The sequence below is a fragment of the Citrobacter gillenii genome (genome assembly GCF_013337685.1).
GTDB classification, from domain to species: Bacteria; Pseudomonadota; Gammaproteobacteria; order Enterobacterales; family Enterobacteriaceae; genus Citrobacter; species Citrobacter gillenii.
Genome location: NZ_SUQN01000004.1, coordinates 468,616 through 485,303 on the forward strand (window position 1 = coordinate 468,616; position 16,688 = coordinate 485,303).

A 16,688-nucleotide genomic window follows, 5' to 3' on the forward strand; every position below is an offset into this window, starting at 1 on the left:
TATTACAGCGGTTGACGCAATATTAGCATACCGATACAGTCCGCTCCGACAGTATTTCAAAGCGCAGTCATGCTTTTGAAACGGAATATGGTGCGGATGATTTCTCTCTTATGCCATAGCTGCCCCCGCAACTGTAAGCGGATGCTGAATATCTCTGTGTAGTGATGATTCACTACAGGTCACTGTAAAATATTTTTATGGGAAGGCCGATATTCTGATTACCGTAAGCCAGGAGACCTACTGTCATGGTTTTATACATTGAGTGGACGGGATGGTCCATGGGGTGATTTATTTGACGAATGAACAAAATTGATTCCTGATCAAACTGGCAACAATATGTTTTATTTTCATATTATTTTGCCTGAATGTCATGATGAAATGTCATCTATCGTCATGCGCCTGTCCCGCGAAATAAATAATGACCAGACGCTGAAGCGCTGGCATCAACGGGACAATGATAATGTATTCTGTTTTTACCTCTGCTTATTGCAAATATTCACTTCTGGCGCTGACCGGCGCGGCACTCTTCCTGACCAGTAATATGGCGACGGCAGCAAAGACGCAATATCCGCTGACTATCAAAAACTGTGGTCGAGATATTACCTTTAATAAAGCCCCGCATCGCGTGACCACAGTGGGTCAGAACAGCACTGAAATCCTCTATTCTTTGGGTCTGGCCGATCGCGTTGTAGGCACATCGCTGTGGTTTGGCCCGGTTCCTGAACAGTACAAAGCGGCGAATGACAAGATTGCAGTCATCGCGCAAAACATACCCAGCTTTGAAGGCATTATCGCCAAAAAACCAGACCTGGTTGCCAGCCAGTTTGAATGGCAGATTGGCCCCGCGGGGACGGTTGCCTCTTATGAACAATTCAGTGAACTCAACGTTCCGGTTTATACCGCCCCTGCCGATTGTGCAAAAGACAATGAAGACGGCGGCGATGGTGTGCGTAAAGGCATGTTTGATATCGCCATGGTCTACCAGGAAGTTGCCGATCTGGCCAAAATCTTCGATGTGCAGGACAAGGGCGATGAGCTGATAGCCAGCCTCAAAGCCCGCGAGGCTGCAGCCAAAACGAAGATCACCGGCATGGAGAATAACGTTTCTGCCGTCTTCTGGTTCTCCAGCGCCGATCTGCAGCTTGATCCGTATGTTGCCGGTAAATTTGGCCCCGCCGCGTGGATCGCACAAACCCTCGGGGTAAAAAATGTCATTGATTCTGCGGAAGAGTGGCCGACTGTCGGCTGGGAAACCATTGCCAAAGCTAGTCCATCGGTGATTGTTCTCGGCGAGATGGGCCGTCGCCGTTTCCCGGCGGATGACTGGAAAGTCAAAATGGAATACCTCAAGTCTGACCCGGTTACCCGTCTTATCCCGGCGGTGAAAGACAACCACCTGCCGGTGATTGATGTCCAGACCATGAATGCGGGCATCAGAACCCTTGACGGGCTGGAAAAACTCGCCGATGCGCTGGTGCAATACGGTCTGGCACACCCGCAGGCCACTCATTAATCCTCGTCGCGCGTGATGTCATGCACGGGCATCACGCGCTTTCGCACTCAGGAAAGCCATCAACAATGAGCGAATTACGCAGGACGCGTCGGGCGATGAGTCAGTTTACCCAGCGAACGCTGCTGCACAGCCTGTGGGTCAGCGTGGTGATGTGCGGGGTGCTGCTGGCGGGGATCTCCATCGGTGAGACGTTTATCCCGTGGCAGCATGTCACCCACACGCTGGCAAACCACCTGTTTGGCAGCCAATATCCTGTAGACGCGCTGGATGCTGGGATCATCTGGAACTACCGCCTGACCCGTGCGCTGGTCTCTGCATGCTGCGGTGCCTGTCTGGCCGTTTCCGGCGTGGTGCTGCAATCACTACTGCGTAATGCGCTGGCCGAACCTTATCTGCTGGGGATCTCGGCCGGGGCATCGACGGGAGCGGTGCTGATCGCGCTGACCGGGCTGGGTGCGGGGATTATCAGCATGTCGCTCGGGGCGTTTATCGGCGCGCTGACGGCATTTCTGTTTGTCGCACTGCTGGCCGTGGCCGCAAGGGGTAAAAACGGGTCCGCCACCACGCAAATTATTCTCGCCGGGATCGCCAGCTCGCAGCTGTTCAATGCCATTACCTCGCTCATCATTACCCGTTCGGCCAATGCCGAACAGGCACGCGGCATTATGTTCTGGCTGCTCGGCAATCTGAGCGGCGTACGCTGGCCCGATGTGGTACTGGCCATCCCGACCGCGCTGGTCGGCATCATCGTCTGCTTTTGCTACGCCCGCCATCTGGACGCATTTTCATTTGGCGCCGAGTCAGCGGCCTCGCTGGGCATCCCGGTTAAACGCACTCGCGGCGTACTGATTACCGCGGTGACGGGGATGACCGCCATTATGGTGTCGATTGTCGGGGCCATTGGCTTTGTTGGACTGGTTATCCCTCACGCTGCGCGTTTACTGGTGGGTAATCAGCATCACCGCTTGCTGCCCGTCAGCGCCCTGATTGGTGCCATTTTTCTTATTGTCGCGGACGTCATTTCACGCACCTTACTACCAGGGCAAGTACTGCCTATTGGGGTGATCACTGCGCTGGTTGGCGCGCCCGCATTTTCGATTATTTTGATCCGAGGGAACCCGAGCAAATGACGGTTAACCCACGTTTTACCACGCCGCTACGCGCGGTAAATACCGCCAACGATGTGGTCTGCGCTCAACATCTGCACTGGGAGGTGAAAGGCAAGGTCATCGTCAATGATGTCTCTTTTCAGGTCGCACCCGGCGAGTTTGTGGGCATTATCGGCCCCAACGGTTCGGGGAAAACGTCGCTCATTTCCCTGCTGGCCGGTTTACTCAAGCCCTCCAGCGGTAGCGTTTCGCTTAACCGCAAAGATATTCGCCGCTACTCGCGCCGCCATCTGGCGCAAAAAGTCGCCCTCGTTGAACAGCAGGCGGAAACCAGCGAGCGTCTGACCGCCATCCAGGCCGTATCCCTTGGCCGCACGCCGTGGTTAAGTCTGCTGTCGCCGTGGTCACGGACCGACGACGATATCGTGCAGACGATGCTGGAGAAAGTCTCCCTGCAAAACGTCCAGCATCGCTGCTGGCATACCTTCTCCGGCGGCGAACGCCAGCGCCTGCATATTGCCCGGGCGCTGGCACAACAGCCGCAGGTATTGCTGATGGATGAGCCAACCAATCATCTCGACATCCAGCATCAAATTGGCCTGCTTAACCTGGTTAAACGCGAAAAACTGACCGTGATTGCCGCCCTGCACGATCTGAATCATGCCGCGATGTTTTGCGATCGCATCATGGTGATGACAGCGGGACGACTGGTCATGCAAGGCTGCCCTGCAGCTGTCTTCACCCGAGAAAATCTTAACAACTGGTTTGGCATCGATGCGATTGTCGAACGAGCTGCTGATGAGGCGAGCTGCTTTATTCGCTACCAACGGCCAGCGTAAATATCACAAGGAACCGCAATGAAATGTATTAAACAACGTTTACTCATCCTGTGCCTGTGCGCGTTCACCTCGACGGCGTTCGCACAAACGTATGAAGTGCTGATGAAAAACCGCGGTACCAGCGGACCGATGGTCTACGAGCCGGATTTTCTGGCGATCCAGCCGGGCGATAGCGTGAAGTTTGTTCGCAAGCACAAAAGCCACAATGCGGCCTCAATTGCCGAGCTGTCTCCTGCCGGGTACCCCGGTTTCATCGGCAAAATCGATGAGGAGATTGAAATCAAATACGACACAGCAGGCTTCTACGGCATCAAATGCTCACCGCACTATGCGCAGGGGATGATTATGCTGATCAAAGTCGGCGACGCCGTTTTACCCGACAGCTACCGCGCGTTTAAAGCCCCCGGCCTTGCCGATAAACGCTTTCAGGACATTTATACCCGTATTGAGAAACCCTGACAGCGCAATGAAAAGAGGAGACGGCGGTGAATAAAAAAACGGACAGTGAGGCAATCCACACCCAGCGACGCGATTGCCTGTGTAAGTTGACAAAATTTGTCGGCGCTGCGGGGGTGACCGCAGCCGTCTGGCCACTCATTTCGGCGCTAGGGCCGGACGATAAAACCGTGGCAGAAAATGAGCCGGTGGATGTTTCCCTTGCGGGAGTAGCGGCTGGTCAGACAGTGAAACGAATCTGGCAGGGGAAACTGATCCTGATTCGCCACCGTACGCCAGACGAGGTCACGGCGGCGCAGCAGGCCGACACCCGACTGTTGCTCGACCCGCAGGCAGACAGCGAGCGGGTCACAGCGGCGCATCCGCAGTGGCTGATCGTTCAGGGTTACTGCCCGCATGCCGGATGCGTGCCTAACGCAAACCCCAGCGGTCAGGGCTGGATTTGTCCGTGTCACGGCTCAGAGTTTGACACCTCCGGGCGCGTGACGCGGGGTCCGGCCACGGCAAATTTGGCGATCCCCGACTATGCCCTGGCCGCCGATGGTCTGAGTGTACGCCTTGGCACAAAAGAGGCCTGACATGAACGCAACGTCCCCGACAGCACCCCAGCGTCATGTGCAATTTCGCCTTCCGTTCCCCCGCTCCATTACCGGCGTGTGGATCTTTGCCGTCGGCATCATCTTGCTGGTCATGCTGGGCGTGCAAATTCTCTCCGGCATCGTGCTGGCAATGTTTTATGTGCCCACGGCAGATTCCGCGTTTGATTCCATTGTGCATATTATGCGTGCGGTCAGGCAAGGGGAGCTGGTGCGTAATCTGCACGCCATTGGCGCCTCGCTTTTTTTCTTCGCCTGCTACCTGCATATCTTTCGCGCAATGTATTACAACGTATACCGCAAACCGTATCTGAAGATGTGGGCCATCAGCGTAACGCTGTATGTGCTCCTGATGATCACCGCATTTCTCGGCTATAGCCTGATTTGGGGGCAAAAAAGCTATTGGGCCGCCACGGTTATCACCAGTTTCGCCCGCGCAATACCGTTCGTTGGCGATACGCTGTACACCTTTTTTGTCGGCGGGTATGCGCCCGGCACGCCGATGTTAGGCCGTTTTTATGTGCTGCACTTTATTATCCCCTTCGCCATTGTTGCGATGACGATATGGCATGTGCGTACCGTCCAGTCAGCGTTCGCCCACGCGATGAAAAAAACGTTCACCGCCCGCGAGTCGCAACGTCTGCTGTTTGATTTTCGCGTCACCGAACGCGATGCCCTCAAGCTGACACTGTTTTTAATGCTGTTTGCGTGGTTCTTATTTTTTGCGCCGCACTACCTCAGCAGTGCCGATAACTTTATCCCCGCCGACCCGACGGTCACGCCCGCCGTTGTCGCGCCCGAGTGGTATTTTCTGCCCTTCTTCTCCATTTTGCGCTGTTTTCCCAATGAGCTGGCGGGCATTGCCGCCATGTGCGCATCGGTGCTGATCTTCTATTTGTTACCCTGGCTGGATACCTCCCGCGCACGGTTTCGCCATTACAGCAAATGGATCAAACTCGGTTTCTGGATCTGGGTCGGCAATGTGTTCTTTTTAGGCTGGCTGGGTTCAAAAGCACTGGTCGGGCCCGACTTGCTGGACGGATTGAGTAACGATGACGGCTGGATCCGTGCCGCGTCTCAGCTTTCAACGCTTATCTATTTCGCATGGTTTCTGCTTGTGATGCCGTGTCGACGCTTACTGGAAAAACAGGACTGACATGATGGGACGATGGTTAACCTTTGCGGCCCTGAGCCTGGCGTCACTCTTCAGTCATGGGTATTGCGCGCCGCTTCCGCCCCCGCAGCCGTGGGTATTTAGTGGCGTGAACGGCGCTCACGACACTGAACAGTTACGTCGTGGTTTACAGGTTTACGAAGAAAAATGCCGGGCCTGCCACGGTATGAAATATCTCACCTTCAAAGAGCTGACCCAACCTGGCGGGCCGCAACTCACGCAAGCAGAAGCCAAAGCGCTGGCCAGCGGCTATCTGTTTGCAACGGTTGAGGACGACGGACAACCGGGTGAACGTGACGGCAATCTGAACGATGTCTTCGCCTCCCCTTATCTGAACGATCAGGAAGCCAAATACCTCAACAATGGCGCACTGCCGGTGGATCTCAGCTATATCGTGCGGGCACGAAGTTACGATCGCGGGTTTCCGCAGTTTATCCTCGATGCGTTTATTCCCTATACCGACAGCGGTGCGGATTACATTTATGCGCTGTTGACGGGGTATTTACCCAACGATCCTGAGATGAAGGCAAACCGGTATTTTCCTGGTGGGATAATCAATATGCCAAAGCCGCTGGCAGATGGTGAGATTACCTGGTCCACGCAGTCTCATCTGCCACAAACCGAGCAACAGTACGCGCGCGATGTCACCGCGTTTCTGGCATGGGTTGCCGATCCGCAGCTGGCGTCAAGAAAACATCAGGGAATGTATGTGATGGGGTATCTGGCGGTGGTTGTGGCATTATTAGCACTATTACTGCGAATTCAGTCCCGCTCGCGCAAAAGCAAGACGAACTGAAAACCAGTCAGCGTAAGGCTGGCTGGTCTGCAGACAATGTCACGGTTTAGCTATGGCGTTGGCTATTATTACGACGACAGCGTTTGTCGTAATGGCGAACCCACCAGTAGCGGTCGCTGATTTGTTCGTGACCGCCGACGCGAGCCCCCGCCAGCCAGAGCACGCCGCCAACAAAAATACTGAGCACGGCACCGTGTGCAAAAAATTGTGGCAGGTTAAATTGCGGCAGCTGATTTAAGATTGAATAGCCCACACCGACAACCATCACCACCAACCCTAAAGCCATGAGCACGTTACCGAGTAACGAAGCGTTTTTGCGTTTCATGTGTCACCTCCGGAACTTTGGGTTGCTACAGGGAATACCCCTAATCCTTATGTGTAAAGTATAGACAACACTGCCGCTCGCAAGTGCGCCTGTGATCACAATTACAAACACTCATGCAACAAAACTTTACAAATAACCCACTGAACACACTCATTTTCTAATAGTCCAGCGAGGCAATTATTCATTTTTTGCCGGTACGCACGCAGTTTTTTGTCAAGCGCGCCGCCAGACAGTAAACTACACGCCGGTTATGGACACACTCAGGACAAAATACGTGACGATTAAATTGATTGTCGGTCTGGCGAATCCCGGCGCTGAATATGCGGCTACGCGACACAATGCCGGCGCATGGTACGTCGATTTGCTGGCAGAGAGATTACGCGCCCCCCTGCGCGATGAGCCGAAATTCTTCGGTTACACCTCCAGAGTGACGCTCGAGGGTGAAGATGTCCGTCTGCTGGTGCCAACCACATTTATGAATCTGAGCGGCAAAGCAGTCAGCGCGATGGCCAGCTTTTATCGGATCAATCCTGATGAGATTTTGGTCGCCCACGACGAATTAGATTTGCCCCCCGGCGTTGCCAAGTTTAAGCTCGGCGGCGGCCACGGCGGGCATAATGGCCTGAAAGACATCATCAGCAAGTTGGGCAATAACCCGAACTTTCATCGCTTACGCGTTGGAATTGGTCATCCCGGCGATAAAAACAAAGTTGTCGGTTTTGTTTTAGGCAAACCGCCTGTTTCAGAACAAAAGTTAATTGATGAAGCCATCGACGAAGCGGCGCGTTGTACCGAGATATTGTTCAAAGATGGCCTGACCAAGGCAACCAGCCGGTTACATACCTTTAAAGCACAATAAGCAGCGATGTGCGGCATTTTTCCCGCGTGCTGTGTATAATAGGCAAAGTTATTTACTTTTCTACAATCTGTTTTCCATAACAGGTTGAATATCAAAAGATTAAGGTGATTTAAACATGGGATTCAAATGCGGTATCGTCGGTTTGCCAAACGTAGGCAAATCCACCCTGTTCAACGCGCTCACCAAAGCGGGTATTGAAGCGGCTAACTTCCCGTTCTGTACTATTGAGCCGAACACTGGCGTTGTACCGATGCCCGATCCGCGTCTGGACCAGTTGGCTGAGATCGTCAAGCCGCAGCGTATTCTCCCGACTACTATGGAATTCGTCGACATTGCCGGTCTGGTAAAAGGCGCATCCAAAGGTGAAGGTCTGGGTAACCAGTTCCTGACCAACATCCGCGAAACCGAAGCGATCGGTCACGTGGTACGCTGCTTTGAAAACGACAATATCATTCACGTTAATAACAAAGTGGATCCGGCTGACGATATCGACGTCATTAATACCGAGTTGGCACTGTCTGACCTGGATACCTGCGAACGCGCGATTCACCGCGTGCAGAAAAAAGCCAAAGGCGGCGACAAAGACGCTAAAGCCGAGCTGGCCGCGCTGGAAAAATGCCTGCCGCATTTGGAAAATGCCGGGATGCTGCGTTCACTGACCAACCTGACGGACGAAGACAAAGCTGCCATCAAATACCTGAGCTTCCTGACCCTGAAGCCAACCATGTATATCGCCAACGTTAACGAAGACGGTTTTGAGAACAACCCGTACCTCGATAAAGTGCGTGAAATCGCGGCAGCTGAAGGTTCTGTGGTGGTTGCCGTGTGTGCGGCAGTTGAATCCGATATCGCCGAACTTGACGATGCCGATCGTGAAGAATTTATGGCTGAGCTGGGCATTGAAGAACCCGGTCTGAACCGCGTGATCCGCGCCGGTTACGAGCTGCTGAACCTGCAGACCTACTTCACCGCTGGCGTGAAAGAAGTCCGCGCGTGGACCATCCCTGTTGGCGCAACCGCCCCGCAGGCTGCCGGTAAAATCCACACCGACTTCGAGAAAGGCTTTATCCGCGCGCAGACCATCGCATTTGAAGACTTCATCACCTACAAGGGTGAGCAAGGCGCAAAAGAAGCCGGTAAGATGCGTGCAGAAGGTAAAGATTACATCGTCAAAGATGGCGACGTAATGAACTTCCTGTTCAACGTTTAAATAAGCTTTGTTGTCTCATGAGGTTTCGCTGAATCTCATAGGAATCGCAAAAAACTTTAAAACCCACGCAATTGCGTGGGTTTTTCATTTCATAGAGTCTCATGTAACCTCAACGGCATCAGTCCAGAAAACGTCGAACATACCTTGTCGTGAGGACAGGAAATACCTACTGCCGCGGAGTCAGTCCAGTTTTCCAGATATTTTGTCCACTCTGTGTAATTTAATAGTGTTTATTATCTTGATTATCACAGTTATTTTTCCTGACTTATATATTATTACTTCAGCTCCATTATCAACAATAAAAATAAAGCACCAAATGTAAATTTTAAAATGACAACCAAAAACACCAACCATTGATAAAATTAAAGTAACATCACGTAAGATTGTCGTTTTTTATTTCTCATAGACGAGTATTTACATATCATGATATAATCTCGCGGAAAAAATGCAGGTTAACAACCTGCATTTAATGTAAATAAATCTTTGAGGAGAGCATTCCAGTGGGACGTAAATGGGCCAATATTGTTGCTAAAAAAACGGCTAAAGACGGTGCGACGTCTAATATATATGCAAAATTCGGTGTAGAAATCTATGCTGCTGCTAAGCAAGGTGAACCAGACCCAGAATCAAACTCATCTTTAAAATTCGTTATTGAACGTGCGAAGCAAGCACAAGTCCCGAAACACGTTATTGATAAAGCAATTGATAAAGCCAAAGGCGGCGGCGATGAAACATTCGTGCAAGGTCGTTATGAAGGTTTTGGACCCAATGGCTCAATGATTATCGCTGAAACCTTGACGTCAAATGTTAACCGTACGATTGCTAATGTCCGCACAATTTTCAATAAAAAAGGCGGGAGTATCGGAGCGGCAGGCTCTGTCAGCTATATGTTTGACAATACTGGCGTCATTGTATTTGCAGGAACAGATCCAGACCGTATTTTTGAAATTTTGCTTGATGCTGAAGTTGATGTTCGTGATGTAACCGAAGAAGAAGGAAACATCGTCATTTATACTGAACCTACAGATCTTCACAAAGGAATTGCAGCTCTAAAAGCAGCTGGAATTACTGAATTCTCAACAACAGAATTAGAAATGATTGCTCAAGCAGAAATTGAACTCTCACCAGAAGATTTAGAAATCTTTGAAGGACTTGTTGATGCCCTTGAAGATGATGATGATGTTCAAAAAGTATATCATAACGTTGCAAATCTCTAATTATATATTAAAGAAATCTGTCGTTGTGGCAGATTTCTTAATTTTACAACTTTGTATATTAAAGCATATCCAGCCAGATGTATTGTTTTAAATTCACCCTGTCATTATCGCGCACAAAATATATCTTTTTGCCCATAGCATTATAAAATTAATATATCCACGCAATTGCGTGGATTTTTCATTTACCCTGTTATTGATGCCCGCCGTGATGGCCGTTAATACATCGCCATAGTTAATTCAGAAATGGGTAATCGGTATAACCCACTTCGCTACCGCCAAACAGCGTCGCTGGGTTACCCATTTCTGAAAGTGGCAGGTTTTCTTTCAGGCGACGTGGGAAATCTGGATTAGCGATAAAGGGACGTCCGAAAGCGACCAGATCTACGATCCCTGCCGATAACAGTTTGTCGGCTTTTTCACGGGTGTAATTCCCCGCCACAATAATCGTACCGCTAAAAGTCGCCCGCAGGGTCTCCCGGAACGCATAGGGCACCTGCGGCGCATCATCCCAATCCGCTTCCGCCAGATGAATAAAGGCAATACCTTTTGATTCACACCAGGCCGCCAGAGCCAGAATAGCGTCAATAACCTGCGGGTCATCCATGCCACGCTGGGTGATGTACGGGGCCAGACGGATACCGGTACGCTCTGCACCAATGGCCTCGCTGATCGCTTCCAGTATCTGCTGGGCGAAACGCACACGGTTTTCCAGACTACCGCCGTATTCATCGGTTCGTTGGTTTGAAGAACGGCGCAGGAACTGGTCAATCAGATACCCGTTGCCACCGTGAACTTCCACGCCATCAAACCCCGCTGCCACCGCATTGAGGGCCGCCTGCCGGTAATCTGCTATTACCCGTTGAATATCAGCTGTCGTTAGCTCACGTGGAACCGGGCAGTCGACCATTTCACCGATACCCTCATTGTTTACCACCCACACCTGTGCGTGCGGTGATAACGCAGAAGGAGCTACAGGTTGGCCGTCCGGGTGAAAACTTGCATGGGACATACGCCCCACATGCCACAACTGGGAGAAAATCGTACCTCCTGCGCGATGGACCGCATCTGTTACCAGACGCCATCCCGCCACCTGTTCAGCAGAATGAATGCCTGGTGTCCAGGAGTAACCCTGCCCTTGGGCAGAAATCTGTGTTGCTTCGGTGATGATAAGACCGGCGGTGGCGCGCTGCTGATAATACTCGGCCATAAGCGCGCCAGGAATATTACCGGGCTGGACAGTACGGGCACGAGTCATCGGTGCCATGACAATACGGTTTTTTAGTACACGTTTTCCAATAGATGTTGTCTCGAAAAGGGAATGTTGTGGCATGTTCTGCTCTCCTGAGCGGTTAACTATGGCTTGACTTTATGTCATGCAAGTCGCTTTGATAATGGCAGTAATAATTGATTATCTTTTCAGGAAAACGGAATAATGGGTAAATTCGAAGATATGACGTTACTGGTGGAAGTGGTTGAAGCTGGTGGTCTGGCCGCTGCAGGGCGTCGGATGAACCTTTCCCCCGCCACCATGACTGCACGATTAAAGGCGCTGGAAGAACGTTATCAAACCCGGCTGTTTAATCGTTCAACCCGGGCTATCGCATTGACACGAGCCGGGGAGGAGTTTTACCACGCCGCACTTCGTGTGCAGGAGGAGATGACACAGGCAGAATCAAAACTGACGCAGAAGGACGGACTGCTCAGCGGCAGCCTGCGTATTTCAGCCCCCTCGGACTTTGGCCGACAGTATCTTTCCCCTGCGCTTCTCGATTTCTCCCGTTTGCATCCTGAAGTCAGAAGCTCCATTTATCTCAGTGAGAGCGTGGTGGATTTGATTGTCAACCGTCTGGATATGAGCGTGCGTTTCGGGAACTTGCCGGACAGTAATCTGGTCACAAAATTCATCCGTCCTAATTATCGGGTGCTGGTTGCGTCAAAAAGCTACCTTGAAGCACACGGAACGCCTCAGTATCCGGATGAATTACACGGGCACCGCTGCCTGGTGATGGAGCAGCGCGGCACGCTGATGAACGAGTGGCGTTTTGAAGAGCAAAATGAAACCGCGGTGGTGCAGGTCACGCCGGCAATGGTATGTGATGACGGCGCCTTGCTTCGTCAGTGGGTACTGGCCGGAGCGGGTATTGCCAGCAAATCCTGGTGGGATGTGAAGCGAGATGTGGAACAAGGGCGACTGAACGTTTTATTTGCTGAGACTTTTATCGGCTTCAGCCGCCATGACAAGAAACACGTTGGTCTGCAGTTTGTCTACCCTCAACGGCGTTTTCAGCCGTTGCAGGTGACGGCTTTCAGTGAGTTTTTCATTAGCTGGCTGGATAATGAATAACGCAGCTACTATCGGTTTTACGGCCGTGCAGCCACCTGGCGACACCGTTCATCTTCATCTGCGCACGTAGCCATTGAAGCTGGTATCACGGATAACTGGTTCAAATATGTGGGCCCGTCGTTAAACCAAAGCGAAAACAAGCCCCGCTTTTCGGCGTATCCACCAGCGCAATTTCGCTACCATGTAGCTGTAGCATCTGGCGGACGATCATCAACCCCAGTCCCCCTACTCGAACACCTGACGGATTCGCAATCGAAGGACGGATGAATAATCCCTCCATCAATTCTTGCGGGATCCCAGGACCGCTGTCGCTAATTTGCACCATCACTTTATCCGCTTCTCGCCACAAACGCACAGCAACAGTGCCGTTGTCGGGAGTATGGCGAATCGCATTATCCAGCAGGTTGGTCAGCACCCGTTCGATCATCCCGAGGTCTGCATCAATAAGCGGCAGGCCTGGCTGAATATCTGCCAGCAATGCCAGCTGTTTAGTCTGGGCAGAAAGTTCAAATTTCTGGAAAACATCCTGCAGCAGTTCACTAATCGAGAATTTCTCTTTCTGCGGTTTAACCACACCATATTCCAGACGAGCCAGCTCAAACAGCGACTGGGAGAGCGCACCCACCTTTTGGCTCTGTGCGAGAGCAATATTAAGGTAGCGCTGCTTCTCAGCGTCGCTCAGGCAGGCTGACATTACGGACAGGCTTTCAAGGTAGCCGTGTAGTGAGGTTAATGGCGTGCGCAAATCATGGGAAATGTTGGCGATAAACTCACGTCGTAACTGCTCTTGTTGTGCAAGACGATGCCACTGTTCTGCAATGCGCTGGGCCATCGAGATAACCCCTTGTCGCAGTTGGCTAATTTCATCGTTACTGGTATTGATTTGCCGGGGCTGCGCCGCCATTGCCTGCATTTCTTCTATCCCACCGGTTTCCAGGGCATGGACTTGAGCAGACAATTCGCGCAAGGGACGAGTTATCCAGCGCAAGGCGAGTGCCCCCACCACCAGCCCCAACAATGCAACAAGGCTGATGGACAGTAAGACTATCTTCAACAACGCATCAAATTGCGCATTGCTGTTTAATGCGTTGTAATTTTCCCCGAGCAAAATTACATACAAGTAGCCTTTTATCTGCCCATCCTGACGCATTGGCGACACGCTAAACACTTTCTTCGCATCAAGGCTACGCGGATCGTCGCCGTAAATAGGGTAATGAGGATTATTTAATGCCGAGTGTATTGGCTGTAAATCAACCCGCTGACGTTTGATGTGCCCTTCCGGCGCCGCATCACCAATAATATTGCCCTCTTTGTCCAGTAAATAAACTTCTACACTGGGATTCACCGCCATCAGATGATCAAATAAATTACGCATCGACTCTTTATTAAGGCCATCGCGTTCAAGCAGAGGGTAACTTTGGTTGATATGCCCGGCAAGGTCCGCAGAAAGCTGCTGAATAACGGCCTTACTGTATTCAGTACTGGTTCGCACCTGCAGCCAGCCCAACAGGGCACACGACGTAATAAACAGGAGAGCAAAAACCAGCGTTAAACGCTGTGAAAGTGTATAAGTTCGCATGGTTACTCGCGTGGCTGTGCGGTGAATTTATAGCCCTTTCCCCAGACGGTACGGATAAAGTTAGGTTCCGCCGGGTTATCCTCAATTTTGATCCTTAAACGATTGATATGTGTATTCACCGTATGCTCATAGCCTTCATGTTCGTACCCCCAGACCTGATTTAGCAGACTCAAACGGGAAAAGACTTTATCCGGATGTCTGGCAAAAAAGTAAAGCAAATCAAACTCTCTGGGCGTCAACTCCACTGACTGATGATTAAGTTGAACATCCCGAGCCAGCGGATCAATAGAGAGGTTATCAAAAATCAGTACACCAGCATCCAGCCGTAAATTCTTACTCATTGCTTCCTGACGGCGAAAGAGCGCCTTTACACGGGCGACCAGTTCAAGCATTGAAAACGGTTTCGCAAGGTAATCATCAGCCCCCAGTTCAAGACCGAGAATACGATGGGTTTCACCTGAACGAGCGCTGATAATAATGATGGGCGTATAACGCGTCATCGTTCTGGCATGACGACAGATTTCAAGCCCGTCAACGCCAGGCAGCATCAGATCCAGGATTAGCGCATCCCACCCACCCTGGTTAAGTAACGCCATACCAATATTGCCATTTACCGCATGCGTCACCGTAAACCCCTCCTCACGCAGATGAAGCTGTAACAGCTCAGCGATGTTTTCATCGTCTTCTACGATAAGTAATTTCTTATCCTGATTCACTTCATTGTCCCCCACGATCCCGATACTGAAAGTCTACACAACAAGCGGGTAGAAAGTTGTCACATTTAATTTAACTTTGCGTGAAGCATCGGGGAATAAATTTTATTGATAATGACCTCATCGAATGTTCAGGAAGCATTGTGATGAAAAAGTTGTCTTTGCCTGTCACCCCGCCGGAGGTTATTCATCCCGCATGGTTGCGAGTGTGCCATTGGTTGAATGCCCTGGCTATGCTGATCATGGTCACCAGCGGCTGGCGAATTTATAACGCATCGCCACTATTTAACTTCAGGTTTATGAATGCGTTAACACTTGGCGGTTGGCTAGGCGGTGCACTGCAATGGCATTTTGCGGGTATGTGGATATTGGGCATTAACGGTTTGATTTATTTGTTTATCAATAGCCGGTCAGGTCGTTTTAAACAAAAATTCTGGCCTTTGTCTCCCAAAAGATTGATGACTGAACTATTGCTAGCCCTACGGGGTAAATTAGTTCACGGAAACCTCAGTCATTATAACATGGTACAGAAATACATTTATGTATTGGTGATTATCACCGGAGTTATTTTAGTCGGTTCAGGACTGGTTGTCTGGAAATCTGTGCAACTTCCATCCTTGAGCGAATTGCTCGGGGGATATGACAATGCGCGATGGATACATTTCTACGCCATGAGCATTATTGTCGCATTTACTTTTATTCATATGATGATGGTCGTGTTAGTCCCCCGCACATTATTAGCCATGATTCGTGGTCGATAAGGATATTATCATGAGCGATGAAAATGACATTCTGAAAGAAGCACAGCAACTAATTAGTAAAAAATTATCCGTGGAAGGTCGCTGTCGCTTTTTAAAGCAGGGATTAACCTTGGGCGGACTCGTCATGCTGACGGGTTGTGATATCAGTGATAATCACCAAGTAGAAACGACGCTAAGCTCGATTTCTCGCTTTAATGACAGGGTTCAGGCATGGCTGTTTAACAGCAATGATTTAGCTCCTGTTTATCCTGAGTCAATGATGACAAGGCCGTTTCCTTTTAACGCTTTTTATGCCGAGGATGCCGCCCCAGACATTAATGGCAATGACTATCGCCTGGAGGTTGCTGGATTAGTGGGAGATAAACGCCCATGGACATTAGCACAACTCTACCAAATGGCACAGGTCAGTCAGGTCACCCGTCACATCTGCGTCGAAGGTTGGAGTGCCATCGGTAAATGGGGAGGGGTACCGTTTAAACTGTTTTTAACCGGTATTGGTGCTGACCTTAATGCACAATATGTCAGTTTCAAATGTGCAGACGATTATTACACCAGTATCGATATGGCAACAGCACTACATCCACAAACGATTCTGGCTCTGACATACGATGGAGAATTATTGCCGCGAAAACATGGCTTTCCAATTAAATTAAGAATACCCACAAAACTTGGATATAAAAATCCGAAGCACATTAACGTTATTGAAGTCACCAATCGTTACCCCGGCGGTTATTGGGAAGATCAAGGATATAACTGGTTTGGCGGTAGCTAATATACCCTAACCCTTAAAGGTAAATATTATGAAAAAATTACACACCGTAATCATGTGCGCTACATTGGTTTTTGGGATGACAACTGCTCACGCAGCAGATAGCATGAGTAAAGACTCAATGGCTAAAGATCACATGGGGAAAATGTCCCATGATTGCAGCAAGGATAAAATGAATAAAGATTGCATGTCAAAAGACAACATGCGTAAAGATGCAATAACCAAAGATACGATGTCCAAAGATTCAATGGCTAAAGATGGAATGGATAAAAAATAATTAATCCGGCATTACCTGCCATGATGTAACATCAGAAATTAGATACAAAAAACCACGCAATGGCGTGGTTTTTTGTATCTCGTTGTACCGTCAGACTTCCTTACGCACGCGCTCAATATGAAACGCAAACTAGAAGCTGTATTTCATCCCT

Annotated in this window: 18 protein-coding genes and 1 riboswitch; of the genes, 14 read left to right on the forward strand and 4 right to left on the reverse strand. The window is 50.3% G+C overall.

All coding sequences use genetic code 11. The features are described from left to right. The first annotated feature begins 32 nt into the window (after positions 1-32). Positions 33-259, forward strand: a riboswitch (cobalamin riboswitch). Between the two features lie 201 nt (positions 260-460). From FCH32_RS11990 to FCH32_RS12020, 7 genes are all read left to right on the forward strand, one after another. Further along, entirely contained in the window at positions 461-1,513 is a 1,053-nt protein-coding gene (locus tag FCH32_RS11990; RefSeq protein ID WP_137361825.1) for an ABC transporter substrate-binding protein, read from the forward strand. Between the two features lie 65 nt (positions 1,514-1,578). Further along, positions 1,579-2,643 (forward strand): FecCD family ABC transporter permease, encoded by a 1,065-nt coding sequence (locus FCH32_RS11995; protein ID WP_115258282.1) that lies wholly within the window; start codon positions 1,579-1,581, stop codon positions 2,641-2,643. Further along, a complete protein-coding gene (locus FCH32_RS12000; protein ID WP_174360940.1) occupies positions 2,640-3,461 on the forward strand; it encodes an ABC transporter ATP-binding protein in 822 nt (273 codons plus the stop codon). Before FCH32_RS11995 ends, FCH32_RS12000 begins: the two co-directional genes overlap by 4 nt. 18 nt (positions 3,462-3,479) lie before the next feature. Continuing rightward, entirely contained in the window at positions 3,480-3,920 is a 441-nt protein-coding gene (locus tag FCH32_RS12005) for a pseudoazurin (protein WP_174360941.1), read from the forward strand. 26 nt (positions 3,921-3,946) lie between these two features. Continuing rightward, positions 3,947-4,495, forward strand: coding sequence for a ubiquinol-cytochrome c reductase iron-sulfur subunit (gene petA, locus FCH32_RS12010; RefSeq protein ID WP_096756756.1), 549 nt, complete (start codon positions 3,947-3,949; stop codon positions 4,493-4,495). Between the two features lies 1 nt (position 4,496). Further along, positions 4,497-5,669: a cytochrome b gene (locus tag FCH32_RS12015; protein WP_137361828.1), complete on the forward strand. Its 1,173-nt coding sequence runs from the start codon at positions 4,497-4,499 to the stop codon at positions 5,667-5,669. Positions 5,670-5,673: 4 nt separating this feature from the next. Next, complete coding sequence (locus tag FCH32_RS12020; RefSeq protein WP_174360952.1) at positions 5,674-6,483, forward strand: cytochrome c1; 810 nt, start codon at positions 5,674-5,676, stop codon at positions 6,481-6,483. Positions 6,484-6,529: 46 nt separating this feature from the next. On the opposite strand, the gene ychH is transcribed toward FCH32_RS12020, so the two are convergent. Next, the gene (gene ychH / locus FCH32_RS12025) at positions 6,530-6,808 is read right to left on the reverse strand and encodes a stress-induced protein YchH (protein WP_045443721.1); all 279 of its coding nucleotides are present in this window, start codon (positions 6,806-6,808) and stop codon (positions 6,530-6,532) included. A 274-nt stretch (positions 6,809-7,082) separates the two neighbouring features. Here ychH and pth point away from each other — a divergent pair, with 274 nt between their 5' ends. From pth to FCH32_RS12040, 3 genes are all read left to right on the forward strand, one after another. Further along, positions 7,083-7,667, forward strand: coding sequence for an aminoacyl-tRNA hydrolase (gene pth / locus FCH32_RS12030; RefSeq protein ID WP_046275292.1), 585 nt, complete (start codon positions 7,083-7,085; stop codon positions 7,665-7,667). A 115-nt stretch (positions 7,668-7,782) separates the two neighbouring features. Continuing rightward, the gene (gene ychF, locus FCH32_RS12035; protein ID WP_096756754.1) at positions 7,783-8,877 is read left to right on the forward strand and encodes a redox-regulated ATPase YchF; all 1,095 of its coding nucleotides are present in this window, start codon (positions 7,783-7,785) and stop codon (positions 8,875-8,877) included. A 500-nt stretch (positions 8,878-9,377) separates the two neighbouring features. Then, entirely contained in the window at positions 9,378-10,094 is a 717-nt protein-coding gene (locus tag FCH32_RS12040) for a YebC/PmpR family DNA-binding transcriptional regulator (protein WP_096756753.1), read from the forward strand. 232 nt (positions 10,095-10,326) lie between these two features. Here the strand turns inward: FCH32_RS12040 and FCH32_RS12045 are convergent, their stop codons facing one another. Beyond that, positions 10,327-11,424, reverse strand: coding sequence for an alkene reductase (locus FCH32_RS12045; protein ID WP_115258276.1), 1,098 nt, complete (start codon positions 11,422-11,424; stop codon positions 10,327-10,329). A 102-nt stretch (positions 11,425-11,526) separates the two neighbouring features. Here FCH32_RS12045 and FCH32_RS12050 point away from each other — a divergent pair, with 102 nt between their 5' ends. Next, complete coding sequence (locus FCH32_RS12050) at positions 11,527-12,438, forward strand: LysR family transcriptional regulator (protein WP_174360942.1); 912 nt, start codon at positions 11,527-11,529, stop codon at positions 12,436-12,438. A 100-nt stretch (positions 12,439-12,538) separates the two neighbouring features. On the opposite strand, the gene FCH32_RS12055 is transcribed toward FCH32_RS12050, so the two are convergent. Continuing rightward, positions 12,539-14,017, reverse strand: a complete 1,479-nt coding sequence (locus FCH32_RS12055) for a sensor histidine kinase (protein ID WP_174360943.1) — start codon at positions 14,015-14,017, stop codon at positions 12,539-12,541. 2 nt (positions 14,018-14,019) lie between these two features. Then, positions 14,020-14,733: a response regulator transcription factor gene (locus FCH32_RS12060; RefSeq protein ID WP_153880458.1), complete on the reverse strand. Its 714-nt coding sequence runs from the start codon at positions 14,731-14,733 to the stop codon at positions 14,020-14,022. Positions 14,734-14,876: 143 nt separating this feature from the next. Here FCH32_RS12060 and FCH32_RS12065 point away from each other — a divergent pair, with 143 nt between their 5' ends. The 3 genes from FCH32_RS12065 to FCH32_RS12075 are packed head-to-tail and all read left to right on the forward strand — an operon-like array spanning position 14,877 to position 16,537. Continuing rightward, positions 14,877-15,491 (forward strand): cytochrome b/b6 domain-containing protein, encoded by a 615-nt coding sequence (locus FCH32_RS12065; RefSeq protein WP_174360944.1) that lies wholly within the window; start codon positions 14,877-14,879, stop codon positions 15,489-15,491. 10 nt (positions 15,492-15,501) lie between these two features. Next, entirely contained in the window at positions 15,502-16,263 is a 762-nt protein-coding gene (locus tag FCH32_RS12070) for a molybdopterin-dependent oxidoreductase (protein ID WP_174360945.1), read from the forward strand. Between the two features lie 28 nt (positions 16,264-16,291). Next, positions 16,292-16,537, forward strand: coding sequence for a pentapeptide MXKDX repeat protein (locus FCH32_RS12075; RefSeq protein WP_174360946.1), 246 nt, complete (start codon positions 16,292-16,294; stop codon positions 16,535-16,537). Positions 16,538-16,688 lie beyond the last annotated feature (151 nt).